Origin of the sequence: Streptomyces globosus (assembly GCF_003325375.1) — a bacterium.
GTDB lineage: Bacteria > Actinomycetota > Actinomycetes > Streptomycetales > Streptomycetaceae > Streptomyces > Streptomyces globosus_A.
The window spans coordinates 5,168,409-5,193,941 of sequence record NZ_CP030862.1 but is presented as its reverse complement, the minus strand read 5'-3'; the positions used below and the strand labels follow the sequence as shown (position 1 = coordinate 5,193,941).

At 74.6% G+C, this 25,533-nt stretch carries 19 protein-coding genes; 11 read left to right on the top strand and 8 right to left on the bottom strand.

Annotation, left to right across the window (positions count from 1 at the left end; genetic code table 11):
• Positions 1-109: 109 nt before the first annotated feature.
• From C0216_RS23035 to C0216_RS23020, 3 genes are all read right to left on the bottom strand, one after another.
• Positions 110-1,345 (bottom strand): branched-chain amino acid ABC transporter substrate-binding protein, encoded by a 1,236-nt coding sequence (locus tag C0216_RS23035; protein ID WP_114057120.1) that lies wholly within the window; start codon positions 1,343-1,345, stop codon positions 110-112.
• A 1,275-nt stretch (positions 1,346-2,620) separates the two neighbouring features.
• On the bottom strand, positions 2,621-3,076 hold the full coding sequence (locus C0216_RS23025; protein WP_114057118.1) for a PaaI family thioesterase: 456 nt from the start codon (positions 3,074-3,076) through the stop codon (positions 2,621-2,623).
• Positions 3,077-3,099: 23 nt separating this feature from the next.
• Positions 3,100-5,421, bottom strand: a complete 2,322-nt coding sequence (locus C0216_RS23020; protein WP_114057117.1) for an FdhF/YdeP family oxidoreductase — start codon at positions 5,419-5,421, stop codon at positions 3,100-3,102.
• Positions 5,422-5,557: 136 nt separating this feature from the next.
• Here C0216_RS23020 and polA point away from each other — a divergent pair, with 136 nt between their 5' ends.
• Entirely contained in the window at positions 5,558-8,281 is a 2,724-nt protein-coding gene (gene polA, locus C0216_RS23015) for a DNA polymerase I (RefSeq protein WP_114057116.1), read from the top strand.
• Positions 8,282-8,330: 49 nt separating this feature from the next.
• Here the strand turns inward: polA and C0216_RS23010 are convergent, their stop codons facing one another.
• Positions 8,331-9,182 carry a DUF4184 family protein gene (locus tag C0216_RS23010; RefSeq protein ID WP_114057115.1) on the bottom strand — a complete coding sequence of 284 codons (852 nt, stop codon included), beginning with the start codon at positions 9,180-9,182 and terminating at the stop codon, positions 8,331-8,333.
• A 246-nt stretch (positions 9,183-9,428) separates the two neighbouring features.
• On the opposite strand from C0216_RS23010, the gene C0216_RS23005 reads away from it, so the two are divergent.
• The 3 genes from C0216_RS23005 to C0216_RS22995 all read left to right on the top strand — a co-directional run bounded on the left by C0216_RS23005 (position 9,429) and on the right by C0216_RS22995 (position 11,956).
• Entirely contained in the window at positions 9,429-10,757 is a 1,329-nt protein-coding gene (locus tag C0216_RS23005; protein ID WP_246042659.1) for a lytic transglycosylase domain-containing protein, read from the top strand.
• A gap of 84 nt (positions 10,758-10,841) precedes the next feature.
• Complete coding sequence (locus C0216_RS23000) at positions 10,842-10,985, top strand: SPW_0924 family protein (RefSeq protein WP_114057113.1); 144 nt, start codon at positions 10,842-10,844, stop codon at positions 10,983-10,985.
• An 11-nt stretch (positions 10,986-10,996) separates the two neighbouring features.
• Complete coding sequence (locus tag C0216_RS22995) at positions 10,997-11,956, top strand: DUF3068 domain-containing protein (RefSeq protein WP_114057112.1); 960 nt, start codon at positions 10,997-10,999, stop codon at positions 11,954-11,956.
• On the opposite strand, the gene hrpB is transcribed toward C0216_RS22995, so the two are convergent.
• Positions 11,946-14,540: an ATP-dependent helicase HrpB gene (gene hrpB / locus C0216_RS22990; RefSeq protein WP_246042658.1), complete on the bottom strand. Its 2,595-nt coding sequence runs from the start codon at positions 14,538-14,540 to the stop codon at positions 11,946-11,948. The genes C0216_RS22995 and hrpB overlap by 11 nt on opposite strands.
• A gap of 3 nt (positions 14,541-14,543) precedes the next feature.
• Positions 14,544-15,410, bottom strand: a complete 867-nt coding sequence (locus C0216_RS22985; RefSeq protein WP_114057110.1) for a class I SAM-dependent methyltransferase — start codon at positions 15,408-15,410, stop codon at positions 14,544-14,546.
• Positions 15,411-15,753: 343 nt separating this feature from the next.
• Here C0216_RS22985 and rpsA point away from each other — a divergent pair, with 343 nt between their 5' ends.
• From rpsA to C0216_RS22965, 4 genes are all read left to right on the top strand, one after another.
• Entirely contained in the window at positions 15,754-17,259 is a 1,506-nt protein-coding gene (gene rpsA / locus C0216_RS22980; protein ID WP_114057109.1) for a 30S ribosomal protein S1, read from the top strand.
• 230 nt (positions 17,260-17,489) lie between these two features.
• Positions 17,490-18,428, top strand: a complete 939-nt coding sequence (locus C0216_RS22975; protein ID WP_114057108.1) for a PAC2 family protein — start codon at positions 17,490-17,492, stop codon at positions 18,426-18,428.
• Between the two features lie 78 nt (positions 18,429-18,506).
• Positions 18,507-19,133, top strand: coding sequence for a dephospho-CoA kinase (gene coaE, locus C0216_RS22970; protein ID WP_114057107.1), 627 nt, complete (start codon positions 18,507-18,509; stop codon positions 19,131-19,133).
• A 49-nt stretch (positions 19,134-19,182) separates the two neighbouring features.
• Positions 19,183-19,572 (top strand): tetratricopeptide repeat protein, encoded by a 390-nt coding sequence (locus tag C0216_RS22965; protein ID WP_114057106.1) that lies wholly within the window; start codon positions 19,183-19,185, stop codon positions 19,570-19,572.
• An 11-nt stretch (positions 19,573-19,583) separates the two neighbouring features.
• Here the strand turns inward: C0216_RS22965 and C0216_RS22960 are convergent, their stop codons facing one another.
• Positions 19,584-19,850 (bottom strand): DUF6343 family protein, encoded by a 267-nt coding sequence (locus tag C0216_RS22960; protein WP_114057105.1) that lies wholly within the window; start codon positions 19,848-19,850, stop codon positions 19,584-19,586.
• Positions 19,851-20,092: 242 nt separating this feature from the next.
• Between C0216_RS22960 and C0216_RS22955 the strand changes: the two genes are divergently transcribed.
• Together C0216_RS22955 and C0216_RS22950 are read left to right on the top strand one after the other, a co-directional pair.
• Positions 20,093-22,951, top strand: coding sequence for a DEAD/DEAH box helicase (locus C0216_RS22955; RefSeq protein ID WP_114057104.1), 2,859 nt, complete (start codon positions 20,093-20,095; stop codon positions 22,949-22,951).
• Positions 22,948-24,162 carry an SWIM zinc finger family protein gene (locus C0216_RS22950; protein ID WP_114057103.1) on the top strand — a complete coding sequence of 405 codons (1,215 nt, stop codon included), beginning with the start codon at positions 22,948-22,950 and terminating at the stop codon, positions 24,160-24,162. The genes C0216_RS22955 and C0216_RS22950 overlap by 4 nt, the downstream gene beginning before the upstream one ends.
• Here C0216_RS22950 and C0216_RS22945 read toward each other — a convergent pair.
• The gene (locus C0216_RS22945; protein ID WP_114057102.1) at positions 24,143-24,715 is read right to left on the bottom strand and encodes a hypothetical protein; all 573 of its coding nucleotides are present in this window, start codon (positions 24,713-24,715) and stop codon (positions 24,143-24,145) included. The two genes, C0216_RS22950 and C0216_RS22945, sit on opposite strands and share 20 nt — an antisense overlap.
• A gap of 125 nt (positions 24,716-24,840) precedes the next feature.
• On the opposite strand from C0216_RS22945, the gene C0216_RS22940 reads away from it, so the two are divergent.
• Positions 24,841-25,527, top strand: coding sequence for a chaplin (locus tag C0216_RS22940; RefSeq protein ID WP_174250444.1), 687 nt, complete (start codon positions 24,841-24,843; stop codon positions 25,525-25,527).
• Positions 25,528-25,533 lie beyond the last annotated feature (6 nt).

Genomic DNA, 25,533 nt, shown 5'->3' with positions numbered 1-25,533 from the left:
GGCCTCCGATGTGCGTGTCGGATAAGAGTCCGCGCGAGGGCGCTGTTTGCGCCCTCGCGCGGCTTGGTTCTTGGGGTCGGTCAGGTGTGGGCGCCGTCGGGCGCGGCGACTACTGGTTGAAGGTGTCGCTCTTGACGTCGACCCACTTGCCGCCCTCGACCTTGTAGACCGTGAGCTGCTTGTTGGTGGTGTCGCCGAACTCGTCGAACGAGACCTTGCCGGTCACACCGTCGAAGGAGACCTTGCCGAGGGCCTCGACGACCTTGGCGCGGGCGTCGGCCGGGACCTTGCCGCCGTTGGCGGCGACGACGGCCTTGACCGCCTGGACGATGGCCCAGCCGGCGTCGTAGGAGTAGCCGCCGTAGGCCGCGTACGGGTCCTTGTAGCCGCCGGCCTTGTAGTCCTCGATGAACTTCTTGGCGGTGTCGAGCTTCTCGACGGGGGCGCCGATGGAGGTCGCGAGGTCGCCGTCGTTGGCCTCGGCGGAGGCCGAGATGAAGGCCGGGTCGTAGATGCCGTCGCCGCCGAAGAGCGGGATGGCGGCGCCGGTCTTCTTGATCTGGTCGGAGAGCAGGCCGCCCTCGGGGTACTGGCCGCCGAAGTAGACGGAGTCGGCGCCGGAGGACTTGACCTTGTCGGCGGTCGAGGAGAAGTCGGTCTCCTTGACGGTGACGTGGTCGGTGCCGACGACCTCGCCGCCGAGCTTCTTGAACTCCTCCGAGAAGATGCCGGCGAGGCCGGCGCCGTAGGTCTGCTTGTCGTCGACGACGAAGACCTTCTTCTTGCCTGCGTCCTTGAAGAGGTACTGGGCGGCGAACTTGCCCTGGACCACGTCGGTGGCGGCGGTGCGGAAGTAGGTCTTGAAGGGGCGCTTGAACTCGCCCTTGCCCCAGTTGTCGCCCTGGCTCAGGGACGGGTTGGTGTTGGCCGGGGAGACCTGGGCGAGGTTCGCCGAGGCGAAGACGCCCTGCATCTGCTGGGCGACGCCGGAGTTCAGGGGGCCGACCACGCCGAGAACGTCCTTGTTGCCTACGAGCTTGGTGGCGTTTGCCTGGCCGGAGGCAGGAACTGCCTGGTCGTCGAGCGCTTCGACCTTGAATTCGACGCCGGGGACTTCGTTGTTCTTGTTCGCGGTCTTGGCCGCGAGGTCAACGGAGTTCTTGATTCCCTGGCCGAGGGCCGAAAGGGATCCGGTGAGCGGGGCGTCGACGCCGATGACGACGACGGTCTTGCCGCCGCCGGCGTTGTCGCCGGTCTTCGCTTCGTCGCGCGAACCGCAGGCGGTGAGGGTCAGTGCTCCCGTGGTGATCACGGTGGTAAGGACGAGCAGAGAACGGTGTCGCACGATTCTTCCTTTCCCTGGCGCGGCTGCCCCGAGTTGGGGCTGTGCCGATGGGTCGCCGGGCCGCACTGGGAGTCCACGGCCGTGCTGGGGTGCGCCCTGTGGCGCGGTGACTGGCCGTGACTCTAGGCCGCGGTGGGGAGTGGGGGGAGCGGGGAAAGGAGGATGTGACTGTCTTGTTATGCCAAGGCCAAGAATGTGAGGCCGGAGTAGGGACAGAACGGACGTTTGGCGCCCGGGGGCATTGTCCGCATCGTGAGAATTCGCGGGTTCTCTAAGGGGCTTGAGGGCTTCATGGTCCTGTCATAGATCAAAACCGGCCGAATGTCGCAGGGAGTGTCCGAAAGAATCGCGGGAGCGGCATTCCGCGCACGTAAAAGGGGATTCTGTGGGGCGTGGTCATTACTGACGGTAATGACTGTTCTTGATCCACTTCGGGTGTTTGGGCCCTGGTGCGGGGGCGGGGGAGTCGCGCGGAACGCCCCCCACCGGCCCCGACCTGCACCGGCTCGCTCCGGGCCCCTGCCGCCCGGAAGCCGGACACCGCACACGGGAATCCGGTCACCCGGCCGGGCTCGGCGCCCGCCGGTGCTCCGAACTCCCGGTCGCTCCGCCCTCGGCCGCGCAGCGCTCGGCGACAACCCGGTCGACAACTTCAAGTGCCTTGCTCCGCCCGTGAGTTCGCTCCACGGCCCGACCTGCGGCGACGGCATCCTCGTGGATCGCGAACTGGGCGTTCGACAGCCCCTTCTGCTCCCAGTCCAAGCCGGCCCACCTACCGCCTGCGAGGGCCTCCTTCGCCCAGTACGACACGAGAGCAGAACAGATCTCGGCAGGGGAGGACGGGCGCGGCGCGGCCGCCGGGGCGGACTTGGGCGGGGCCGGAGGGGTGGCCGGGGTGCAGGCGGCGGAGGCGGCGAGCGGGGCGGCTGCGAGGAGTGCGACGGTGGTGGCGTGGGCCGCGGAGCGGCCGAGCGGACGCATGCCGTCGACGGTAGGCCGTCACCTTCGGTGACACAACGCCGGGCCGCCTCCCTGACGCAATCCCGCCCCCGCGCCTCGCGCCCTGACGGCGGCTCAGAGGCCGGCAGGGCTGAGTGGATCCAGCCTGCGCGGCGTTTGGGCGCACGGCCGCGCAGCGGCCGTTCGGGGGCCGGGGGCGGCGCCCCCGGTTTCGGGAAGGGGTGGGGAGGGGAACCGCTCCGCGCAGCGGCCGCCCCCTCCGGCTGCCCTGCCCCGCCCGGCCTTCCGCCGCATGCCCCCGGTCCGGCGTGGTGGTCAGCCCGCGTCGCGCAGGAGGCAGGTGAGCCGGGCGCTGCAGACCCGGCGGTCCTGCTCGTCGCTGATCACGATCTCGTACGTGGCCGTCGAGCGGCCCCGGTGCACCGGCGTGGCCACGCCGGTGACGAGGCCGGAGCGCACCCCGCGGTGGTGCGTGCAGTTCAGGTCGACGCCGACGGCGATCTTCCCGATGCCGCCGTGCAGCATCGCCCCGACGGAGCCGAGCGTCTCGGCGAGGACCGCGGAGGCCCCTCCGTGGAGGAGCCCGTACGGCTGGGTGTTCCCCTCGACCGGCATGGTGCCGACGACGCGCTCGGCGGAGGCCTCCAGCACGCGGATGTCCATCCGCTCGCCCAGGTGTCCCGCCGAGAACAGCGCCGGCAGGTCGATGCCGAGGGCGGCGTACTCGTCGAGGACCTCCTGCGGGAACTTCACCGCGTGCTGCTCGCCCATGGGCCGTCTCCGTTCTGCGGGTGTCAACGCTCGTTAACGCCCTTCCTATCAGGCTGCTGAGCGAGCGCTTGCTCCGGGGCCGGTTCGAAGCGGACGACGACGGACTTGCTGGCGGGGGTGTTGCTGGTGTCGGCGGTGGAGCCGAGGGGGACGAGGACGTTCGTCTCGGGGTAGTAGGCGGCCGCGCAGCCGCGTGCGGTCGGGTAGTGCACGACGCGGAAGCCGGGAGCGCGCCGCTCGACGCCGTCCTTCCACTCGCTGACGAGGTCGGTGTAGGAGCCGTCGGCGAGGCCGAGCGCCGCGGCGTCCTCGGGGTGGACGAGGACCACGCGGCGGCCGCCCGTGATGCCGCGGTAGCGGTCGTCCAGGCCGTAGATGGTGGTGTTGTACTGGTCGTGGCTGCGCAGGGTCTGCAGCAGCAGGCGGCCTTCGGGGACGCGCGGGTACTCGACGGGTGCGGCGGTGAAGTTGGCCTTGCCGGTGGCGGTGGGGAAGCGGCGCTCGTCGCGCGGGGCGTGGGGGAGGCGGAAGCCCTCGGGGCGGGCGGCGCGCGCGTTGTAGTCCTCGAAGCCGGGGATGACGCGGGAGATGCGGTCGCGGATGGCGCGGTAGTCGCGTTCGAACTCCTCCCACGGGGTGGCGGAGGCGTCGCCGAGGACGGCGCGCGCGGTGCGGGCGACGATGGCGGGTTCGGAGAGCAGGTGGGGGGAGGCCGGGGCGAGGTTGCCGCGGGAGGCGTGGACCATGCCCATGGAGTCCTCGACGGTGACGAACTGGCGGCCGGTGGCCTGGACGTCCCGGTCGGTGCGGCCGAGGGTCGGCAGGATCAGGGCCTGCCGGCCGGTGACGGCGTGCGAGCGGTTGAGCTTGGTCGAGACGTGCACGGTGAGGGCGGCGCGGCGGACGGCGGCCTCGGTGACGCCGGTGTCGGGGGTGGCGGCGACGAAGTTGCCGCCCATGGCGAAGAGGACCTTCGCCCTGCCGTCGCGGAGGGCCTCGATGGCGCGGACGACGTCGTGGCCGTGGTGGCGGGGGGAGGTGATCCCGAACTCCCTGTCGAGGGCGTCGAGGAAGGCGGGGGCGGGCCGTTCGAAGATGCCCATGGTCCGGTCGCCCTGGACGTTGGAGTGGCCGCGGACGGGGCAGACGCCGGCGCCGGGGCGGCCGATGTCGCCGCGGAGCAGCAGCAGGTTGACGACTTCGCGGATGGTGGCGACGGCGTGCTTGTGCTGGGTGAGGCCCATGGCCCAGCAGACGATGGTGCGCTCCGACGCCAGGACCATGGCGAGGGCGCGTTCGATCTCGGGGCGGGTGAGGCCGGTGGCGGTGAGGGTCCCGGCCCAGTCGGCCTTCCGCGCGGCGGCGGCGAACTCCTCGTAGCCGTGGGTGTGTTCGCGGACGAAGTCCTCGTCGACGGCGCCGTCGGCCTCGATGACCAGCTTGTTGAGGAGCCGGAAGAGGGCCTGGTCGCCGCCGATGCGGATCTGCAGGAACAGGTCGTTCAGGGGGGTGCCGCGGAGCATGCCCAGGGGGGTCTGCGGGTTCTTGAACCGCTCCATGCCGGCCTCGGGCAGCGGGTTCACCGAGATGATCTTCGCTCCGGAGGCCTTCGCCTTCTCCAGGGCGGAGAGCATGCGGGGGTGGTTGGTGCCGGGGTTCTGCCCGGCGACGATGATCAGGTCGGCCTGGTGCAGGTCATCCAGGCTGACGCTGCCCTTGCCGATGCCGATCGTCTCGGTGAGCGCGGAGCCCGAGGACTCGTGGCACATGTTGGAGCAGTCGGGCAGGTTGTTCGTGCCGAACTCGCGGGCGAACAGCTGGAAGAGAAACGCGGCCTCGTTGCTGGTGCGGCCGGAGGTGTAGAAGAGGGCCTCGTCGGGGGAGTCGAGGGCGTTCAGCTCCTCGGCGATGATCTCGAAGGCGCGCTCCCAGGAGACCGGCTCGTAGTGGTCGGCGCCCTCGGCGAGGTGGACGGGCTGGGTGAGCCGGCCCTGCTGGCCCAGCCAGTAGCCGGAGCGGGAGGCCAGGTCGGCGACGGAGTGGGCGGCGAAGAAGCCGGGGGTGACCCGGCGCAGGGTGGCCTCCTCGGCGACGGCCTTGGCGCCGTTCTCGCAGAACTCCGCCGTGTGCCGCTTGTCGCCCTCGGGCCAGGCGCAGCCGGGGCAGTCGAAGCCGTCCTTCTGGTTGACCTTGAGGAGGGTGCGGGCGGTGCGGGCCAGGCCCATCTGCGCCTGGGCGATCCTCAGGGTGTGCCCGATGGCGGGCAGGCCCGCCGCGGCGTGCTTGGGGGGCGCGACCTGCGGCGCGTCCTGGACGGGATCCCCTGCGGGCGGCTTGGCGGCCATGTCGGTCCCCTTCGGGCATGTCGGGTGGTGCGTGCCCGGCGGGCCCGGGCGTCTTCGCCTGTACGTCCGATCCTGTCACGCCCGGGCCAGGTCGCCGGAGCCGGAATTGTCGGCGGGGCCGCCTAGGATCGGGAGCGTGGCAGAGAACGCATCGAAGAAGACCGACCAGACGACCGCAGCGGACCGCCCCCGCCTGATGCTCATGGACGGGCACTCCCTGGCGTACCGGGCGTTCTTCGCGCTGCCCGCGGAGAACTTCACGACGGCCTCGGGGCAGACGACGAACGCGATCTACGGCTTCGCGTCGATGCTGGCGAACACGCTGCGCGACGAGGCGCCCACGCACTTCGCGGTCGCGTTCGACGTCTCCCGCAAGACGTGGCGGTCGACGGAGTTCCCCGAGTACAAGGCGAACCGCTCGAAGACGCCGGACGAGTTCAAGGGGCAGGTCGAGCTGATCGGCGAGCTGCTGGACGCGATGAACGTGCCGCGGTTCGCGGTGGAGGGCTTCGAGGCCGACGACGTGATCGCGACGCTGGCCACCCAGGCCGAGGCGCTCGGGTACGAGGTGCTGATCGTCACCGGCGACCGGGACTCCTTCCAGCTGGTCTCCGAGCACACCACGGTGCTGTACCCGACGAAGGGGGTCTCGGAGCTGACGCGCTTCACCCCCGGGAAGGTCGTGGAGAAGTACGGGCTGACCCCGCAGCAGTACCCGGACTTCGCGGCGCTGCGCGGCGACCCGTCGGACAACCTTCCCGGCATCCCGGGCGTCGGGGAGAAGACCGCCGCGAAGTGGATCAACCAGTTCGGGTCGTTCGCGGAGCTGGTGGAGCGGGCCGACGAGGTCAAGGGCAAGGCGGGGCAGAACTTCCGGGACCACCTGGAGGCCGTGAAGCTCAACCGGGTGCTCACCGAGATGGTGCGGGACGTGGAGCTGCCCAAGGGCGCCGCGGACCTGGAGCGCGCCCCGTACGACCGCTCCGCCGTGACCGGTGTGCTGGACGTGCTGGAGATCCGCAACCCCTCGCTGCGGGAGCGGCTCCTGGCCGTCGACCCCGGCGCCGGGCAGGAGGAGGCGGCACCGGCTCCGGCGGCCGGCGTGGAACTCGACGGGACGGTGCTCGGCACCGGGGAGCTCGCGCCGTGGCTCGCGGAGCACGCGGGCGGCCCGCTCGGCGTGTCCACGGTGGACAGCTGGGCGCTCGGCCAGGGCAGCATCGCGGAGATCGGGCTGGCCGCGGCCGGCGGGGCGGCCGCCTGGTTCGAGCCGTCCGCGCTGGACGAGGCCGACGACCGGGCGTTCGCGGCGTGGGCGGCGGACGCCTCCCGCCCGAAGGTGGTGCACAACGCCAAGGGGCTGATGCGGGTCTTCCCCGAGCACGGCTGGAGCCTCGCCGGCGTCACCATGGACACGGCACTCGCCGCGTACCTGGTCAAGCCGGGCCGGCGGTCCTTCGCACTGGACGCGCTGTCCGTGGAGTACCTGCACCGCGAGCTGGCGCCGCCCGCCGCGGACGGACAGCTCGCCTTCGGCGCGGACGAGACCGCCGAGGCCGAGGCGCTGATGGCGCAGGCCCGGGCCGTCCTCGACCTCGGCGAGGCGTTCACGGGCAGGCTGGCCGAGGTCGGCGCGGCCGACCTGCTGCACGACATGGAGCTGCCGACGTCCGAGCTGCTGGCCCGGATGGAGCGGGCGGGCATCGCCGCCGACCGCGACCACCTGGAGGCCATGGAGCAGCAGTTCGCGGGCGCGGTGCAGCAGGCCGTGAAGGAGGCGCACGCGGCGGTCGGCCACGAGTTCAACCTGGGCTCCCCCAAGCAGCTCCAGGAGGTGTTCTTCGGCGAGCTGGACCTGCCCAAGACGAAGAAGACGAAGACCGGCTACACCACCGACGCGGACGCGCTGGCGTGGCTCGCGACCCAGACCGACCACGAACTCCCCGTGATCATGCTGCGGCACCGGGAGCAGGCGAAGCTGCGCGTCACCGTCGAGGGCCTCGTCAAGACGATCGCCGCCGACGGCCGCGTCCACACCAGCTTCAGCCAGACCGTCGCCGCGACCGGCCGGCTGTCCTCGACCGACCCGAACCTGCAGAACGTGCCGGTGCGCACCGACGAGGGCCGCGCCATCCGCCGCGGGTTCGTCGTCGGCGAGGGCTACGAGTCCCTGATGACCGCCGACTACAGCCAGATCGAGCTGCGCGTCATGGCCCACCTCTCCGAGGACGAGGGCCTGATCCAGGCGTTCCTGTCCGGGGAGGACCTGCACACCACCGTCGCCTCGCAGGTGTTCGGGGTGGAGCGCTCCCAGGTCGACCCCGAGATGCGCCGCAAGATCAAGGCGATGTCGTACGGGCTGGCGTACGGGCTGTCGGCGTTCGGGCTGTCGCAGCAGCTCGGCATCGAGCCGGCCGAGGCGCGCGGCCTGATGGAGACGTTCTTCGAGCGCTTCGGCGGGGTCCGCGACTACCTCCAGCGCGTCGTGGACGAGGCGCGGGCCACCGGCTACACGGCGACGGTCTTCGGCCGCCGCCGCTACCTCCCCGACCTGAACAGCGACAACCGGCAGCGCCGCGAGGCCGCCGAGCGGATGGCTCTCAACGCGCCGATCCAGGGCACCGCCGCCGACATCGTCAAGGTCGCCATGCTGCGCGTCGACCGGGCGATCACGGGGGCCGGGCTGCGGTCCCGGATGCTGCTCCAGGTCCACGACGAGATCGTGCTGGAGATCGCGCCGGGCGAGCGGGAGCAGGTCGAGGAGCTGGTGCGCCGCGAGATGGGCGCGGCCGTCGAGCTGCGGGCCCCGCTGGACGTGTCCGTCGGCGTCGGCCCCGACTGGGAGTCCGCCGCCCACTGAGACGGGAGGGCGGCGCGCCCGCCCGGTCCCGCTTCGGAGCCCGTTCCCGCTATCCGGCGGGGACGGGCTCCCGCGCCTCCTCTGCCGGGCGCCGGTTCCGCCGCCGGTGCAGCCGCACCAGCGCCGCGTACAGCAGCAGGCCGACGGCGAGCCCGCCGCCCGCGCCGAAGCAGAGCGTCGGGATGATGTCGAGGGGCGAGCGGACCCGGTCGTGGAAGGTGAAGAAGCGGATCACACGCAGGGTGGCCCCGGCCGCCGTGCAGCCCGCGACCAGGACGGCGGCGCCGAGCACCCCGGCCCGTCCCAGGACCGGGACCGCCGCGGGCGCCGGCCGGTCCGGCGCCGCCCGCAGGGCCGCCGCCGCGAACCACAGCAGCGCGCCCGCCGCCACGGCCGACGAGCCGTACTGCAGCCAGGTGTAGAGCGGGTAGCCGAGCGCGAGCGGCTCGCCGAGCCGGGGCAGGGCGTTCGTCCCCCACCGGTCCAGGTGCGTGAAGCTGTCCCACACCAGGTGTGTCAGCGAGCCGAGCACCGCCGACAGGTAGAACCACAGCACGAGGAGCGCCGGCCGGCGGCCGCCGCGCCACGCCTCCCCGCGGAGCAGGGCGTACACCCGGCCCTGCCGCGCCCGCGGCAGCAGCGCCACCAGCGGTTCGCGCAGCAGCAGCCAGCCTGCGGCGAGCAGCGCCGTCAGCACCGCGTCCGCGGTGAGGAGGCCGGGCAGGGAGTGCGTGAACGCCCCGTACTCCATCACCCCTCCCACGACGGCGTCCGCGAAGTAGAAGGTGTCCGGCGCGAACGAGCCGAGGACGAGCGCCGAGGCGACGAGCGGGCCGCGGGCCCGGCCGGTGCGGCGGACGGCGGGCAGGACGGCTGCGGCATGGCTGAGTGTGAACGGCACGGCACCTCTTGCTGGTTGTTCTGACCGGTTCCCGGCAGGCCGGGTGGGGATGCGGCCGGGTCGGCCGGGCCGATGCGCGCGGGGCCGAGGCATCACACGTCACGCGCAGTGACTTTTTCTTTACTTCGGGCCAATGCTCACGATCGGGTCCGGACAGTATGCGCGACCCGCAGACGGCGTGGGGAAATGGTGAAACCCGAGCGCAGGCGCGTTTGCCGTGACGGGAGTTGACGTACGGTCACGCCGATGTCGAGGACGAGGGGGGACCGGCTCATGTCGGATCGGTCGGCGGCTCGGATACCGGCTCCGGCGGCTCCGCGGGCGGGCGAGCGCACCGCGGGAGGCGGGCTGCGCAGGGGAGCGGCCGCGGTCGCCGCGTGCGCGCTCGTCGCCGCGGCCCTGACCGCCTCGCAGGGGCCCGTCCGCGGCATCGCGGCCGCCGGTGCGGGCTCCACCACGGCCGCGCCGTTCCCGCCGGCCGGTACGGGGGGCGGCGGGGACGGCGCCTACCTCCGCGAGCTGCCGCCGCCGGCTGCCCGGCCCGGCGCGGTACCGGCACCCGCGCCGGAGGCGCCGCCCGTACGGCAGCCCGCGGACGAGCATGCCGGTGCCGGCGGCGGGCAGGGCGGCGGGCCCGTCGCCCTGGGCGGGCGGTCCGGGGCGCAGGGCATTCCGGCGACGGTGCTCGCCGCGTACCAGCGGGCCGAGCAGCGGGTCGGGCGGACCGACCCCGGGTGCGGACTGCGCTGGCAGCTGCTCGCCGCGATCGGCAAGGTCGAGTCGGGCCAGGCCGGCGGCGGCCGCGTCGACGCCGCGGGCACCACGCTGCGGCCGATCCTCGGACCCGTCCTCGACGGCAACGGCTTCGCGGACATCCCGGACACCGACGGCGGCGCGTACGACGGCGACACCGTCCACGACCGCGCGGTCGGCCCCATGCAGTTCATCCCGTCCACCTGGGCGGCGTGGGGCCAGGACGCCGACGGCGACGGCCGCCGCAACCCGAACAACATCCACGACGCCGCCCTCGCCGCCGGGCGCTACCTCTGCGCGGGCAGCCGGGACCTGCGGGTGCCGGCCGACCTCGACCGGGCCGTGCTGTCGTACAACCACTCCGGGGCGTACCTGCGGACGGTGCGGTCCTGGTACGCGTACTACCTGGGCGGCGCGTACGAGGTCCCCGACGCCGGGGGAGCAGGCGCGGGACCGGCCCCCGCAGGACCGAAGCCGACGCCGACGCCGTCGCCCACACCGTCGCCCACGCCGAAGCCGAGCCCGACGCCCACGCCGACACCCGAGCCGACGCCCACGCCGACACCCGAGCCGACGCCCACTCCGACCCCGAAGCCGTCGCCCACCCCGAGCCCGACGCCGACCCCCACGCCGAGCACAAAGCCGACGCCGAGCCCCACCCCCACCCCCACCCCGAGCCCTACGCCAACGCCGTCGCCGAAGCCGAGTGCGACGCCGGCTCCGAAGCCCACCGCCGCCCCGAGCCCGAGGCCGACGCCCACCTCCTCCGCCAAGCCCGGGGCCGGCCCGAGCCGCAGCACGGGCGCGGCGTCGGCCCGTTAGGAGGCCGCCCGGCGGTTCCCATCCCGTGCCCGCGTTGCTACGGTGCCCCCGTTTTGACACCCCATCAGATCCCGGAGGCCCGGCATGCGCGCCCTCCTCGCCGCCGCCGTCGGCCTCGCCGCCGCGGCCGCCCTCGTCCTCGCCGTCACGGCCCTCGGCACCCCCGGGGGCCGGACCTCCCCGCACCCCCTCCTCACGAGCCCGCCCCCCGCGCCGGGGCAGCCGTGAGAGGGCCGGGCATGCGGAGCCGCGCGGGCCTGGCCCTCCTCGCCCTCGCCGTGTTCTGCGCGGCCCTCGCGCCGCTGCTGCGCTGGTACGCGTACCCCCGCCTCGCCCGGATCCCCCCGGGCCAGTACCAGGCGGTCGTCCTGGAGGCCCGCGACGCGACCCTCCTCGACTACACAGGCGGCATGCAGCCGAGGAAGGTCGACAAGGTCACGATCGTCCAGACCCTCAAGGGCGACGTGGAGGCGGCCCGGCGCGCGTCGGCCGAGACGGGCCGCGACGTCGTCGTGTGGGACACCCTCACCCACATCGCCGGCCCCGACGGCCGCATGGTCTCGCAGATCCCTGAGCGGTACGTCTTCGACGCCCACACCCAGGAGCCGGTGCACACCGCGGGGGAGTCCGTCGACGGGGACCCCGTGCGCCGCGAGGGCATCGAGTTCAAGTGGCCGTTCGCCGCCCAGCCCAGCGACCACCTGTACTTCGACGCGCAGACGCGCACCTCCTCGCCCGCCCACTACCTCGGCCCGCGGACCTTCCGCGGCCTGGACGTCCACTACTACGAGCAGACCGTGCCCTGGACGAAGGTCCCCCTGCCCAAGAAGATGCCGATCGAGGGCATCGACCCGGCGACCTTCGAGCAGACCACCGGGACCTCCCTCTGGTACCGGGCCAAGGCGATGTTCTGGGTGGACCCGGTCACCGGGGCGCCCGTCAACGCCGAGCAGGCCATCGAGCAGGAGATGCGCGGCGGCATCGCCTCCGGCGCCCCCGAGGGCCGGCTCACCGTCTTCGCCGGGCACGTCAGGATGCGCGAGGACTACAGCCGGCACACCGTCGCCCTCGTCGCCGCGAACCGGCTGAAGGTCCTCGCCCTGCGCACCTACGCCCCCGCGGGCCTCGCCGCCGCCGGGCTGCTGCTCTTCGCGGCGGCGCTGTGGCGGGAGGCGCGGACGCGGCGGGTCACCGCCTGAGGCGGGCGCTGGTGTGCCGCGTCGGCTCCGCCGTCGCCGGGTCCTCCGGCCAGGGGTGCTTGGGGTAGCGGCCGCGCAGCTCGGCCCGGACCGCCCGGTAGCCGCTGCGCCAGAAGGAGGCCAGGTCGGCGGTGACCGCCGCGGGCCGCCCCGCCGGTGACAGCAGGTGCACCAGGACGGGCACCCCGGGCACGCCCCCGACGCGCGGCGTCTCGGCCAGCCCGAACAGCTCCTGGAGCTTCACCGCGAGCACCGGCTGCTCCCCCGAGTAGTCCACGCGGATCCGGGAGCCGCTCGGCACCTCGATCCGCTCCGGCGCCAGCTCGTCCAGTCGGGCCGCCTCGCCGGACGCCCACGGCAGCAGGCGCGCCAGCGCCCGGCCGGCGTCGATGCGGGCCAGGTCCGCGCGGCGGCGGGCCCGCGACAGCTCCGGCTCCAGCCAGTCCTCCGCACGCGCGGTCAGGGCCGCGTCCGACACGTCCGGCCAGTCCCCGCCCGGCGTGCGGTGCAGGAAGGACAGGCGCTCGCGCAGCGCCGCCGCCTCCTTCGACCAGCGCAGCAGCCCGGCCGGGCCCTCCTCCGCCAGGCCCCGGAGCAGCGCGGCGCGCAGCAGGGCCGGGTCCGGCGCGGTCAGGGGGCGTTCGGCGAGGGCGATCGCGCCGAGCCGTTCGACGGCGCGGGCGACGACGTCCCCTTCCTCCCAGTGCACCTCCTGCGCCGACACCAGCAGGTGCTCGGCGGCAGCCAGGGCCGTGTCCCCGTCCAGCGGCGCGGCCAGCCGGAGGCGGGCGTCCGCGGAGCCGGCGGACCGGTCGGCGACCGCCACGGCCAGCCAGTCGCCGGCCGAGGCGAGGCGGGAGCCCTCGGGCAGGGCGGCGCGCGTGCCGGACGCCATCAGGAACCGGCCCGGCCCCTGCCTGCGGGCCACCCGCTCGGGGAACGCCAGCGCGACGACGAGTCCGGCGAGCCGGTCGTCCCCGCCCTGCCCGCGGTCCGCACCGCGGTCCGCACCGCGCCCGCCGCCGTCCGTGCGGCCCCCGCTCGCCGCGGAGGGCTCCGCTGCGGCGAGCGAGGCCAGCCGCCTCGCCTCGGCACGCCACCGCGCCGCGTAGGCATCGCCGCCCGCGGCGGCCCTCCGCCACGCCGCCACCAGGTCGTCCCCGTACTCCCGCGGAGGCTCCTCGCTCAGCAGCGCCACCACCTCGGCGACCCGCCGCACCGCCTCCGGCCCGGCGGTGCCGGCCGCCGCCGGGCCGTCCACCAGGGCGCGGGCCAGCCGCGGGTGCAGGCCGAGGCGGGCCATGCGCTTCCCGCGCGGGGTGGCCCGGCCCGCGCCGTCCACCGCGCCGACCGACGCCAGCACCGCCCGCGCGGCGGCCATCGCCCCGGCCGGCGGCCGGTCCAGCAGCGCCAGCCCGGACGCGTCGGGATCGCCCCAGCAGGCCGCTTGCAGCGCGAACCCCGCCAGGTCCGCCAGCCGGATCTCCGGCGCCGGGAACGCCGGCAGCAGCCCGTGCTCCGCCTCCGACCAGCACCGGTACACCGTGCCCGGCGCCTCCCGGCCGGCCCGCCCGGCCCGCTGCCGGGCCGCCGCCCGGGAGGCCCGTACGGTCGCCAGCGCGCCCAGCCCGCGGGCGTGGTCCGTGCGCGGCTCGCGCGCCAGCCCGGAGTCCACGACCACGCGGACCCCCGGCACCGTCAGGCTCGACTCCGCGACCGACGTCGCGAGGACCACCCGCCGGCCGCCGCCGGTCCGCGGCGCCAGCACCGCGTCCTGCACCGCCGCCGGCGCCCGCCCGTGCACCTGGAGGACCTCCGCCCCTGCGCCGCCGAGCAGCCCGGCCACCCGGGCGATCTCCCCGACGCCCGGCAGGAAGCACAGCACGTCCCCGTCGCGCTCCGCGAGCGCCCGCCGCACCACCGCCGCGACGTGCGCCAGCTGCGCCGGGTCCACCCGCATGCCGTGCGGCGGGCGCACCGGCCGGGCCGGCGGGGCCCACACCGTCTCCACCGGATACGAGACCCCCTCCGCGCGCACCACCGGGGCGCCGCCGAGCAGCCGTGCCCAGCCCTCCGCGTCGGTCGTCGCGGACGCGGCGACGAGCCGCAGCCCCGGCCGCAGCGCCTCCCGCACGTCCAGCAGGAACGCGGCGGCGGTGTCGGCGTCCAGGTGCCTCTCGTGGCACTCGTCGAGGACGACGGCGTCCACGCCGGCCAGCTCCTGGTCCCGCTGCAGGCGCTGGAGCAGCACACCGGTCGTGACGACCTCGACGCGCGTGCCGGGGCCGGCCACCCGCTCCCCGCGCACCGTGAACCCGACGGAGCCGCCGGCCTCCTCGCCCAGCAGCCACGCCATCCGGCGCGCCGCCGCCCTGGCGGCGATCCGCCGCGGCTCGGCGACCACGACCCGGCGCGGCGGCCCGTCGCCGACCAGCCCGGCCAGGACCAGCGGGACCAGGGTGGTCTTGCCGGTGCCCGGCGGGGCGCACAGCACGGTCGTGCCGTGGCCGTCCAGGGCGGACAGCAGCGCGGGCACGGCCCCGCGCACGGGCAGGGCGTCGAGGGCGGCGGTGCGCACGGGCACGGCTCAGGCCCCGCCCCGGGCGGCGTCGTCCCGCTCGCACACGAAGACCGCGGTGCCGGGGATGAGGTGCCCGCGCAGGGGCGACCAGCCGCCCCACTCCTGCACGTTCCAGTCCGGCCACTCCGGCTCCACCAGGTCGACCAGCCGGAACCCGCCGGCGACGACGTCCCGGACCCGGTCGCCGAGGGTCCGGTGGTGCTCCACGTACACCGCGCGCCCCTGCTCGTCCTGTTCGACGTACGGGGTCCGGTCGAAGTACGAGGCGGACACGGACAGGCCCTCGGGGCCCGGCTCGTCGGGGAACGCCCAGCGGATCGGGTGGGTGACGGAGAAGACCCAGCGGCCGCCGGGCCGCAGGACGCGGTGGACCTCGCGCATCACGTTCACCGGGTCGGCGACGAAGGGCACCGCCCCGTACGCGGAGCAGGCCAGGTCGAAGGAGCCGTCGCGGAAGGGCAGCCGGCCCGCGTCCGCCTCGACGAGGGGGACCGCGCCGCCGTCGATGCGCAGGGCGTGCTGGAGCTGGCGGTGCGACAGGTCCAGGGCGACCGGACGGGCGCCCTGCGCGGCGAGCCAGCGCGAGCACTGGGCGGCGCCGGCGCCGATCTCCAGGACGTCCTTGCCGGCGAGGGAGGCGGCCGGGCCGAGCAGCCCGGCGTCCGCCTCGTCCAGGCCCTCGGGGCCCCACACGAAGCGGTCGTCGCCGAGGAACGCGCCGTGCTCGCTCTGGTACTCGTCCGCGTTGCGGTCCCACCACACGCGGCTGGCCCGGCTGCTCTCGGCGTCGTCCGCGTGGCGGCGGGTGGCCTCGGCGTCCTCCGCGGCCGCGATATCGTACGCGCGTTCGGAGGCGTAGTCCTCTTGGTTCATGGGGCCCGTCGTCGTAGTCTGCGGAAAGGAATGCGGGGAGGCCATCGGCGCCTGCCCGGCAAGGAATTGTGCCTGCTGTGCGGTGATCCGCCCGGGGTGTGCCCGTTCGCGCATTGACCCTGTCCGGCCGCCCCCGTATGCTACAAGTTGCGCTGCGAGCCTGTGCTCCTCAGACCTAGCAGGCTGCGCTTGCATCTGTTGATGTCCCCTCGGTTCTCGAGGCCCTGCACCTTCACGGGTTGCGGGCTTCCTTGGCTGTCCGGCTTCTTCGGCAGATGCCGATAAGGGCTCCCGGCGTAGCAGTACCTACGACTTCAATGTCCGTACCGGAGCCCTTTCCCACATGACGAGCAGCACCGAGACCACCGCCACCACCCCGCAGGTTGCGGTCAACGACATCGGTAACGAGGAAGCCTTCCTCGCCGCGATCGACGAGACGATCAAGTACTTCAACGACGGCGACATCGTCGACGGCGTCATCGTGAAGGTCGACCGGGACGAGGTCCTGCTCGACATCGGTTACAAGACCGAAGGCGTCATCCCGAGCCGCGAGCTCTCGATCAAGCACGACGTCGACCCGAACGAGGTCGTCAAGGTCGGCGACGAGATCGAGGCCCTGGTCCTCCAGAAGGAGGACAAGGAAGGCCGCCTGATCCTCTCGAAGAAGCGCGCCCAGTACGAGCGTGCCTGGGGCACCATCGAGAAGATCAAGGAAGAGGACGGCATCGTCACCGGTACCGTCATCGAGGTCGTCAAGGGTGGTCTCATCCTCGACATCGGCCTCCGCGGCTTCCTCCCGGCCTCCCTGGTCGAGATGCGCCGCGTCCGCGACCTCCAGCCCTACGTGGGCAAGGAGCTCGAGGCCAAGATCATCGAGCTGGACAAGAACCGCAACAACGTGGTCCTGTCCCGCCGTGCCTGGCTCGAGCAGACCCAGTCCGAGGTCCGCCAGACGTTCCTCACCACCCTGCAGAAGGGTCAGGTCCGCTCCGGCGTCGTGTCCTCGATCGTCAACTTCGGTGCCTTCGTGGACCTGGGCGGCGTCGACGGCCTCGTCCACGTCTCCGAGCTGTCCTGGAAGCACATCGACCACCCGTCCGAGGTTGTCGAGGTCGGCCAGGAAGTCACCGTCGAGGTCCTCGACGTCGACATGGACCGCGAGCGTGTCTCCCTGTCGCTGAAGGCGACGCAGGAGGACCCGTGGCAGCAGTTCGCCCGGACCCACCAGATCGGCCAGGTCGTCCCCGGCAAGGTCACCAAGCTGGTTCCGTTCGGTGCGTTCGTCCGCGTCGACGAGGGCATCGAGGGCCTGGTCCACATCTCCGAGCTGGCCGAGCGCCACGTGGAGATCCCGGAGCAGGTCGTCCAGGTCAACGACGAGATCTTCGTCAAGGTCATCGACATCGACCTCGAGCGTCGCCGGATCTCGCTGTCCCTGAAGCAGGCCAACGAGTCCTTCGGTGCCGACCCGGCGTCGGTCGAGTTCGACCCGACCCTGTACGGCATGGCCGCGTCCTACGACGACCAGGGCAACTACATCTACCCCGAGGGCTTCGACCCCGAGACCAACGACTGGCTCGAGGGCTACGAGACCCAGCGCGAGACGTGGGAGCGCCAGTACGCCGAGGCGCAGAGCCGCTTCGAGCAGCACCAGGCGCAGGTCATCAAGAGCCGCGAGGCCGACGAGGCCGCCGCTGCCGAGGGTGCTGCCGCCCCGGCCGCCGGCAACGCCGGTGCGGGCATCTCGGGTGGCTCCTACTCCTCCGAGTCGGACGAGACCTCGGGCGCCCTGGCCTCCGACGAGGCCCTGGCCGCGCTCCGCGAGAAGCTGGCCGGCGGCCAGAGCTGATCGCAGCAGCGCACCGCGCCGCCGGCGCGGACCGGCGGTGAGCTGAGCTGAACGCAAGGCCCGTCCCCTTCCGAGGGGGCGGGCCTTGCTGCTGCCCCGGCCGGGACCGCCTCCGTACGGCAGCGGCAAGGCCCGACCGGGCTCCCGCCCCGCGAATGCGGCCGAACGGGGAATGGTGACGCCCCCTCGGACGTTCTCCGCAGAGAACGAGGCGAGGAGGAGCGGTGACTGTGCTTGATCCACAGGGTTTGTACGAATGGGACGCCAAGGGGCTGGCGGTGGCCGACCTGGCGCTCGCCCAGGACTCGGCCGGACTGGTCATGCTCTACCACTTCGAGGGGTACATCGACGCCGGCGAGACCGGCGAGCAGATCGTCGAGCGGCTCCTGGACACGCTGCCCCACCAGGTCGTGGCCCGCTTCGACGCCGACCGCCTGGTCGACTACCGGGCCCGGCGCCCCCTGCTGACCTTCCGGCGCGACCACTGGGCCTCCTTCGAGGAGCCCCGGCTGGAGGTCCGCCTCGTCCAGGACGCGACCGGCGCGCCCTTCCTGCTGCTCTCCGGCCCCGAACCGGACGTGGAGTGGGAGCGCTTCGCCGCCGCCGTCCGGCAGATCGTCGAGCGCCTCGGCGTCCGGCTCTCGGTCAACTTCCACGGCATCCCCATGGGCGTCCCGCACACCCGGCCCGTCGGCATCACCCCGCACGGCAACCGGACCGACCTCATGCCCGGCCACAACAGCCCCTTCGACGAGGCCCAGGTCCCCGGCAGCGCCGAATCGCTCGTCGAGTTCCGCCTCGCCCAGGCCGGGCACGACGTGCTGGGCGTCGCCGCGCACGTACCGCACTACATCGCCCGCTCGCCCTACCCGGACGCCGCCCTGACCGTCCTGGAGGCGATCACCGCGGCGACCGGCCTGGTCCTGCCCGGCGTCGCGCACGCCCTGCGCACCGAGGCCCACCGCACGCAGACGGAGATTGACCGGCAGATCCGCGAGGGCGACGACGAACTGGTCTCCCTCGTCCGCGGCCTGGAGCACCAGTACGACGCCGCGGCAGGCGCCGAAACCCGCGGCAACATGATCGCCGAACCGGCGGAGATCCCCACGGCCGACGAGATCGGCCGCGAGTTCGAGCGGTTCCTGGCCGAGCGCGAAGGCGAGGCGTAGGGGGAGGCGTAAGGCGAGGCGGAAGGCGGCGGGGGCCGGGCCTCCTGCGCCGGGCCGGCAGCGGCTACGCTGCTGCGCATGCTGAGGGTGGGCCTGACAGGCGGAATCGGTGCCGGCAAGAGCGAGGTCTCGCGGCTGCTCGCGGGGTACGGGGCGGTCGTCGTCGACGCCGACCGCATCGCACGCGAGGTCGTGGAACCGGGAACCCCCGGCCTCGCGGCCGTCGTCGAGGCCTTCGGCGCCTCGGTCCTCGCCCCCGACGGCACCCTTGACCGGCCGGGCCTCGGAGCGGTCGTCTTCGCCGACCCGGAGAAGCTCAAGGTGCTGAACGGCATCGTGCACCCGCTGGTCAGGGCCCGGTCCGCCGAGCTCGAAGCCGCCGCCGGGCCCGGGGCGATCGTCGTGCACGACGTGCCGCTCCTCACCGAGAACGGCCTCGCCCCGCTGTACGACCTGGTCGTGGTGGTGGACGTGGCACCGCAGACCCAGCTCGCCCGGCTGACCGCCCTGCGCGGCATGGCCGAGGACGAGGCCCGCGCCCGGATGGCCGCCCAGGCCACCCGGGAGCAGCGGCTGGCCGTCGCGACCCTGGTCATCGACAACGACGGTCCGCTCGAAGCGCTCGAACCGCAGGTCCGCAAGGTGTGGGAGGAGCTCACCGCCCGGGCCGCCGCGGCCGCGGGCGCCGCGCCCGGCACGGAATAGCCGCCCGCGGACCCGCGTTCAAGGCCGGGGAAGAGGGAAGGAGCAGACCGTGTCCGATACCCCGCCGCCCGCCGCGTCGGCCGGCCGGTCCCCGGCGACGCACGTCATCGACTACCGGGCCGCCGAACGGCTGCTGGCCGCCCGCGACCCGCGCGGCGCGGTGAAGCTCCTCGACTCGGTCCTGGCCGCCCACCCCGAGAGCACCGCGGCCCGGCTGCTGCGCGCCCGGGCCTTCTTCGCCTCCGCCCAGCTGCGGCGCGCGGAGCGGGAGTTCGAGCTGGTGCTGGAGCGTGAGCCGGACAACGCCTTCGCGCACTTCGCGCTGGCCCGCACGCACGAGCGCTCCGGGCGCCCCGAGCAGGCCCGCAGGCACTTCCGGCTCGCCGCCGCCCTCGACCCGCAGCCCGACTACCTCGCCGCCGCCCGCTTCGAGCAGTAGCCGGCCGGCGGCTACGGGCGCGGGCCCGCCGGAGGCTCGTACGGGGGGATGTCGCGGCCCGGCTGGTAGTGCGGGCCCTGCCGGATGCGGCGGACCACCACCACCAGGTCGACGGCCGCCAGCAGGGCGACCACTCCGCAGAACGCCGCCCAGCCGGGCCGGTCCGCCAGTGCGAACAGCGCCGTGCCCGCCCCCGCCCACACCAGGCCCCACAGGCTCAGCCAGAACCGCAGGCGCAGCGGGCTGCGGGCGGTCACGGGCTCGTTACCGGAACGCATGGGCCACCGCCTCACCGCCTCGTCCCGTCGCCGGCGCCGCCCGGCCGGCCGCTCCGGGCCTGCCGGCCCTCGGTCTCCCATGGTCCCACCGCTGCCCCGGAGGTGTGCCCGCCGCCGGTGAAGGGCCAGTTCAGCGGCGTTGTCACTGCCCGCGCCTACACTCGGCAGAGCAGATCCGGCCCGGAAGCGGAGCCGGGCGGAAGACCCGGGCAGGGCCCGGCCGGAGCAGGAGAGGAGGCAGCGTGTCGCCCCCCGAGCCGCCGCCGTACGCCCTGCTGCCCCACCCCGCCGTCTTCCTGCCCGATCCGGTCCCGCGCCGCGGCCGCCTGGCCTTCTGGTCGCCCGAGGGCGCTCCCCTGCCCGAGGCCGCGGGGATCCCCGGCGCGGAGGCCGCGCTGATCGACGTCGTCCGCCCGCACGGCCGGGGGGTGCGCACCCGCGTCGTCCCCGCCGTGGTGCTGCCCGTGGCGGCGGCGCTGCCGCTGCTCGTCCGCGCCGCCCGCAGCCCGGCCGCCCACCCCGCCACCCGGGCCTGGGCCACCGCCGCCACGCAGGCGCTCGCCCTCACCGCCCGGGGCCGCCTGCTGCCCGGCCTCACCGCCGACGACACCGACGCCTGGCGGGCCGGCCCCCTCGCCGCCGAGGACGTCGCGGCGCTGCGCGCGGTCGCCGCCGCCCTCCCGGCCGAGGGCCACGCCGTGCCGCTGCCCGGCCGCCGCCCCGTCTCCCTGCCCGAGCCGGAGGCGCTGGTGCGGGCCTTCCTCGACGCCGTCGCCGACTGCCTGCCGCGCACCCCGGCCGCGCCGATCGCCGCCGGGCTGCCGTTCGCCGCGCAGGAGCCGCAGCGGGTGCCCGCGCTGCGCGACTGGGCGGCCCGGATCGCCGACGGCGCCGACGCGGGGGTCGGGCTCTCGCTGCGGCTGGACCTGTCCGCGTTCCGCCTCTTCGACGACACCGGTCCCGACCCCGAAGACCCTGGGCAGGGCGAGGTCCGCCGGTCCGGAGCCGCCGTCGTCCAGGTGCACAGCCTCTCCGACCCGACGCTCGTCGCCGACGCCGGGGCGCTGTGGGCGGGTGCCGCGCCCGTCGGATTCGGGCCCCGCGCCCGGATCGACGCCGTCCTGGCCCTGCGCCGGGCGGCCCGCGTCTGGCCGCCGCTGCTGCGGCTGCTGGACCAGCCCGCCCCCGACGCGCTCGCCCTGTCCGATCCCGAGCTGGAGGACCTGCTCGGCACCGCCGCGGAGCGGCTCGCCGCCGCCGGAGTGCCCGTCCACTGGCCGCGCGAGCTCGCCCGTACGCTCACCGCGACGGCGACCGTCCGGGCCACGGCCCCCGGCTCCGCCATCGACGGCACGGCCTTCTTCGACGCCGCGCACCTCTTCGCGTTCTCCTGGGAGATCGCCCTCGGCGGCGACCGGCTCACCCCCTCCGAGATGGACGCCCTCGCCGACGCCCACCGCCCGGTGGTCCGGCTGCGCGACCAGTGGGTGCGCGTCGACCCCGAGCTCGTCCGCAAGGCCCGCAAACGCGACCTCGGCCTGCTGGATCCGGTGGACGCGCTGACCGCCGTCCTCACCGGGACCGCCGAGGCAGACGGCGAGCCGGTGGAGGCCGTCCCCGCCGGCGCGCTCGCCGCCCTGCGGGACCGGCTCACCGCCGAGCTCGCACCGCTGCCGCAGCCGCCCGGACTGACGGCCACCCTGCGCGACTACCAGGCCCGGGGCCTGGCCTGGCTGGACCTGATGACCTCCCTCGGCCTCGGCGGCTGCCTCGCCGACGACATGGGCCTGGGCAAGACCGTCACGCTGATCGCGCTCCACCTGCACCGCGACCGCCCCGAGCCGACGCTGGTCGTGTGCCCGGCCTCGCTGCTCGGCAACTGGCAGCGGGAGGTCGAGAAGTTCGCGCCCGGGGTGCCCGTGCGCCGCTTCCACGGCGGCGACCGCAGCCTCGACGGCCTGGCCGGCGGGTTCGTCGTCACCACGTACGGGACGATGCGCGCCGCCGCCGCCCGGCTGGCGGCCCAGCCGTGGGGCCTGGTCGTGGCGGACGAGGCGCAGCACGTGAAGAACCCGCACTCGGCGACCGCGAAGGCGCTGCGGACCATCCCGGCGCCGGCGCGGGTGGCGCTCACCGGGACGCCGGTGGAGAACAACCTCTCCGAGCTGTGGGCGCTGCTCGACTGGACGACTCCGGGGCTGCTCGGCCCGCTGGCGGCGTTCCGCGCCCGCCACGCCCGGCCGGTGGAGCACCAGTCGGAGGAGGACGGCGGGAACGAGGCGGCGGTCGCCCGGCTCGCCGCGCTCGTCCGGCCGTTCCTGCTGCGCCGCCGCAAGAGCGATCCGGGGATCGCGCCCGAACTGCCGCCCAAGACCGAAACCGACCACCCCGTGCCGCTCACCCGCGAACAGGCCTCGCTGTACCGGGCCGCCGTCGACGAGGCGATGGCCGTGATCGAGGGGAGCGGGGGGATGGAGCGCCGCGGCATGGTCATGAAGCTGCTGGCGTCGCTGAAGCAGATATGCAACCACCCCGCGCAGTACCTGAAGGAGGAGCGGCCCCGGATCGCGCACCGCTCCGGGAAACTGGCCCTGCTCGACGAGCTGCTCGACACGATCCTCGCCGAGGAGGGGGCCGTCCTGGTGTTCACGCAGTACGTGACGATGGGGCGGATCATCGAGCGGCACCTGGCGGCGCGGGGTATCCCCCACCAGTTCCTGCACGGCGGCACCCCGGTCGCGCAGCGGGAGGAACTGGTGCGCCGCTTCCAGGCGGGCGAGGTGCCGGTGTTCCTGCTGTCGCTGAAGGCCGCCGGGACGGGCCTGAACCTGACGCGCGCCGGGCACGTCGTGCACTTCGACCGGTGGTGGAATCCGGCCGTCGAGGAGCAGGCCACCGACCGGGCGCACCGGATCGGCCAGGAGCGGCCCGTGCAGGTCCACCGGCTCATCGCCGAGGGGACCGTCGAGGACCGGATCGCCGAACTCCTCGCATCCAAGCGGGCGCTGGCCGATGCGGTGCTCGGATCGGGCGAGGCCGCGCTGACCGAGCTGACCGACCGGGAGCTCGCCGACCTCGTGTCCCTGCGGAGGCCCGCATGATCACCGCGCGGGACGACCGCCGCCGCACCTTCGCCGCCCTCCCCGCCGGCGCGGACCCGGCCACCTGGTGGGGCAGGGCCTGGGCGGCGTCGCTGGAGCGGGCCGCGCCCGACGCGGCACGCATGGAGAGGGGGCGGGCGTACGCGGCGGAGGGGCATGTCGAGGCCGTCACGGTCACACCGGGCCGGATCGTGGCCTACGTACGGGGCAGCCGGGCGCGCCCGTACCGGACGGAGCTGGCCCTCGGGGTGCTCGCCGACGGCGAGTGGGAGGGTCTGCTGGAGGCCGTGGCAGGCGATCCGGCGGCGCTGGCAGCCCTGCTGGAGCGGGAGGTTCCGCAGGTGTTGGCGGAGTCCGTTCTGCCCGGGCCGGGCGAGCTCCTGCCGCGCTGCTCCTGCCCCGACACCGGCCGGCCGCCGTGCAAGCACGCGGCGGCGCTGTGCCACCGGGCGGCCCGCCTGTTCGACGAGGACCCGTTCGCCCTGCTCCTGCTGCGCGGCCGCGGCGAGCGGGAGCTGACCGCCGAGCTGACCCGCCGCAACGCCGCCCACGCCGCACGGGAGCGGCCCGCCGCCGCGGCCGGCTTCCCGGGCATCCCGGCGCGCGCGGCCCTCGCCCGCACGGTGCTGCCGCCGCTGCCCGCCCCGGCGGCGGCCCCGGCCGCGCCCGCGGCGCCGCCCGGGTGGCCGCACGATCCCGCGATACCGGGCGCCCCGGACCCGCTGGCCCTGGACCAGCTCGCCGCGGACGCGGCCGCCCGGGCTCTGGCGCTGCTGGCCACCGGAGAGGACCCGTTCGGCGGGCTCGGCCTGTGGCAGGACGCCGTCCGGCTTGCCTCCGCCCACCACACAGCCGGCCTCACCGGGCCGGCCCGCACCCTGTACCGGGAGCTGGCCCGCGCCACCGGGCGGACCACGACGGACCTGGCGCGGGCCGCGGCCGCCTGGCGGCAGGGCGGCCCGGCCGGCCTCGCCGCCCTGGAGGAGCCGTGGGACCCGCCCGCCGGCCCCTTCGACCGGGCCCGACCGGCGCTCCTCGCCGCCGCGCAGGGCTCCTTCCGCCCGGAGCGCAACCGGCTCACCTGCGTCACGCGCCAGCTCCGGCTGGGGCGTGACGGGCTCTGGTACGCGTACGAGTCCCGGCCGGGCGCCGAGGACTGGTGGCCGACGGGCCGCCCCTCGCCGGACCCGGTCAGCGCGCTGGCGGGGTGACCCCGTCGGACCCTGCCGGCCCGAGCCGGTCGGCCCAGGCGTGCAGGGCCGCGAAGTCGCGGTCGCGCAGCCCGTGCCGGGGGTGGATGCGCAGCAGCAGGGCGGGCGCGGGGTGGCGGGCGGTGACCCACGCCCGGTCCCGCGCGTTGATCATGTCGTCGACCCAGGCGAAGGGGCGGCCCGCCGCCCAGTCGAGGAGCATGCGGGTCTTCCAGGACAGTCCGTCCGGGTCGTGGGGGAACAAGTCCGACCACTCGATGTACGGGAGGTCGCCGGGCAGTCCGATGTGCGGGGAGACCAGCGTGTTGGCCTCGTCCATCCACGTCGTGGCCCAGGCCAGTTCGTACGGCAGGGCCAGCAGCCGGGCCCCGTGCCCCGGGTGCAGGCGGACGCGCTGGCCGCGGCGGGCCGACCGGGAGTGCGGGCGCCGGAACGACATCCACACCGAGGGGTGCATGCGGTGGCTGGTGTAGCCGCGGAACCCGGCGGTGTACGAGCGGAAGGGGTTGAGGGGGCCGTCCACGTCGAGGAAGAGCAGCGGTCGCTGAGTCATGGGACGGCCATACCCCCTACTCGATCGGGTGAAATGCCCTGCCCCGCTATAACCCGAATGGGTTTAACGCGTTGTTCCGGTGCGGGTACATGGCCCGTGAACTTCTCCGGAAGGCAGGGAATCTGATGCGTCACAGTCGCCGTAATGGCCTGATTGCGACGGTGGTCGCGGGAGGCGGACTCGCGGTCGCGGGTGTGAGCGGCTTCGCGTACGCCGACGCGGACGCGAGCGGCTCGGCCGAGGGCTCGCCGGGGCTGCTGTCCGGGAACCTGATCCAGCTGCCGGTGAACACGCCGGTCAACGTGTGCGGCAACACCGTGAACGTGGTGGGCCTGCTGAATCCGGCGGCGGGCAACAGCTGTGCCAACACCGGCTCGGGCAGCGGGTCCGCGCCGTCCGGGGGCAGCAGCACCGGCGGCGGCTCCCACGCGGAGGGCGGGGCGACGGGGTCGCCCGGCGTCGTCTCGGGCAACGGCATCCAGCTGCCGGTCGCGCTCCCCGTCAACGTCAGCGGCAACTCCGTGAACGTCGTCGGCATCGGCAACCCCTCGGTCGGCAACAGCTCCGTCAACGGCGAGCAGCCGAAGCCGCCGCAGCCGGTCGAGCCGCCGAAGCCGGTCAAGCCGGTCACGCCCGCCAAGCCGGTCCAGCCCGTCGCGCCGCCGAAGGAGCAGCCGGTGGTCCAGGACGCCCCGCCGAAGGGCCCGGCCCTCGCCCACACCGGCGCCGACGGCGTGGGTTACCTCGCGCCCGCCGCGGGCGGCATCCTCCTCGGCGGCGCGCTCCTGTACCGGCGGTTCCGCCTCGGGTAGGAGGTG

What these genes read in the sequence shown, in the direction of transcription:
- C0216_RS22985 (WP_114057110.1), bottom strand. Translation starts at nt 15,410, where the DNA reads ATGAACCAAGAGGACTACGCCTCCGAACGCGCGTACGATATCGCGGCC.
- rpsA (WP_114057109.1), top strand. Translation starts at nt 15,754, where the DNA reads ATGACGAGCAGCACCGAGACCACCGCCACCACCCCGCAGGTTGCGGTC.
- C0216_RS22940 (WP_174250444.1), top strand. Translation starts at nt 24,841, where the DNA reads ATGCGTCACAGTCGCCGTAATGGCCTGATTGCGACGGTGGTCGCGGGA.
- C0216_RS22945 (WP_114057102.1), bottom strand. Translation starts at nt 24,715, where the DNA reads ATGACTCAGCGACCGCTGCTCTTCCTCGACGTGGACGGCCCCCTCAAC.
- C0216_RS22960 (WP_114057105.1), bottom strand. Translation starts at nt 19,850, where the DNA reads ATGCGTTCCGGTAACGAGCCCGTGACCGCCCGCAGCCCGCTGCGCCTG.
- C0216_RS23000 (WP_114057113.1), top strand. Translation starts at nt 10,842, where the DNA reads ATGCGCGCCCTCCTCGCCGCCGCCGTCGGCCTCGCCGCCGCGGCCGCC.
- coaE (WP_114057107.1), top strand. Translation starts at nt 18,507, where the DNA reads ATGCTGAGGGTGGGCCTGACAGGCGGAATCGGTGCCGGCAAGAGCGAG.
- C0216_RS22995 (WP_114057112.1), top strand. Translation starts at nt 10,997, where the DNA reads ATGCGGAGCCGCGCGGGCCTGGCCCTCCTCGCCCTCGCCGTGTTCTGC.
- C0216_RS23005 (WP_246042659.1), top strand. Translation starts at nt 9,429, where the DNA reads ATGTCGAGGACGAGGGGGGACCGGCTCATGTCGGATCGGTCGGCGGCT.
- C0216_RS22950 (WP_114057103.1), top strand. Translation starts at nt 22,948, where the DNA reads ATGATCACCGCGCGGGACGACCGCCGCCGCACCTTCGCCGCCCTCCCC.
- C0216_RS23020 (WP_114057117.1), bottom strand. Translation starts at nt 5,421, where the DNA reads ATGGCCGCCAAGCCGCCCGCAGGGGATCCCGTCCAGGACGCGCCGCAG.
- C0216_RS23025 (WP_114057118.1), bottom strand. Translation starts at nt 3,076, where the DNA reads ATGGGCGAGCAGCACGCGGTGAAGTTCCCGCAGGAGGTCCTCGACGAG.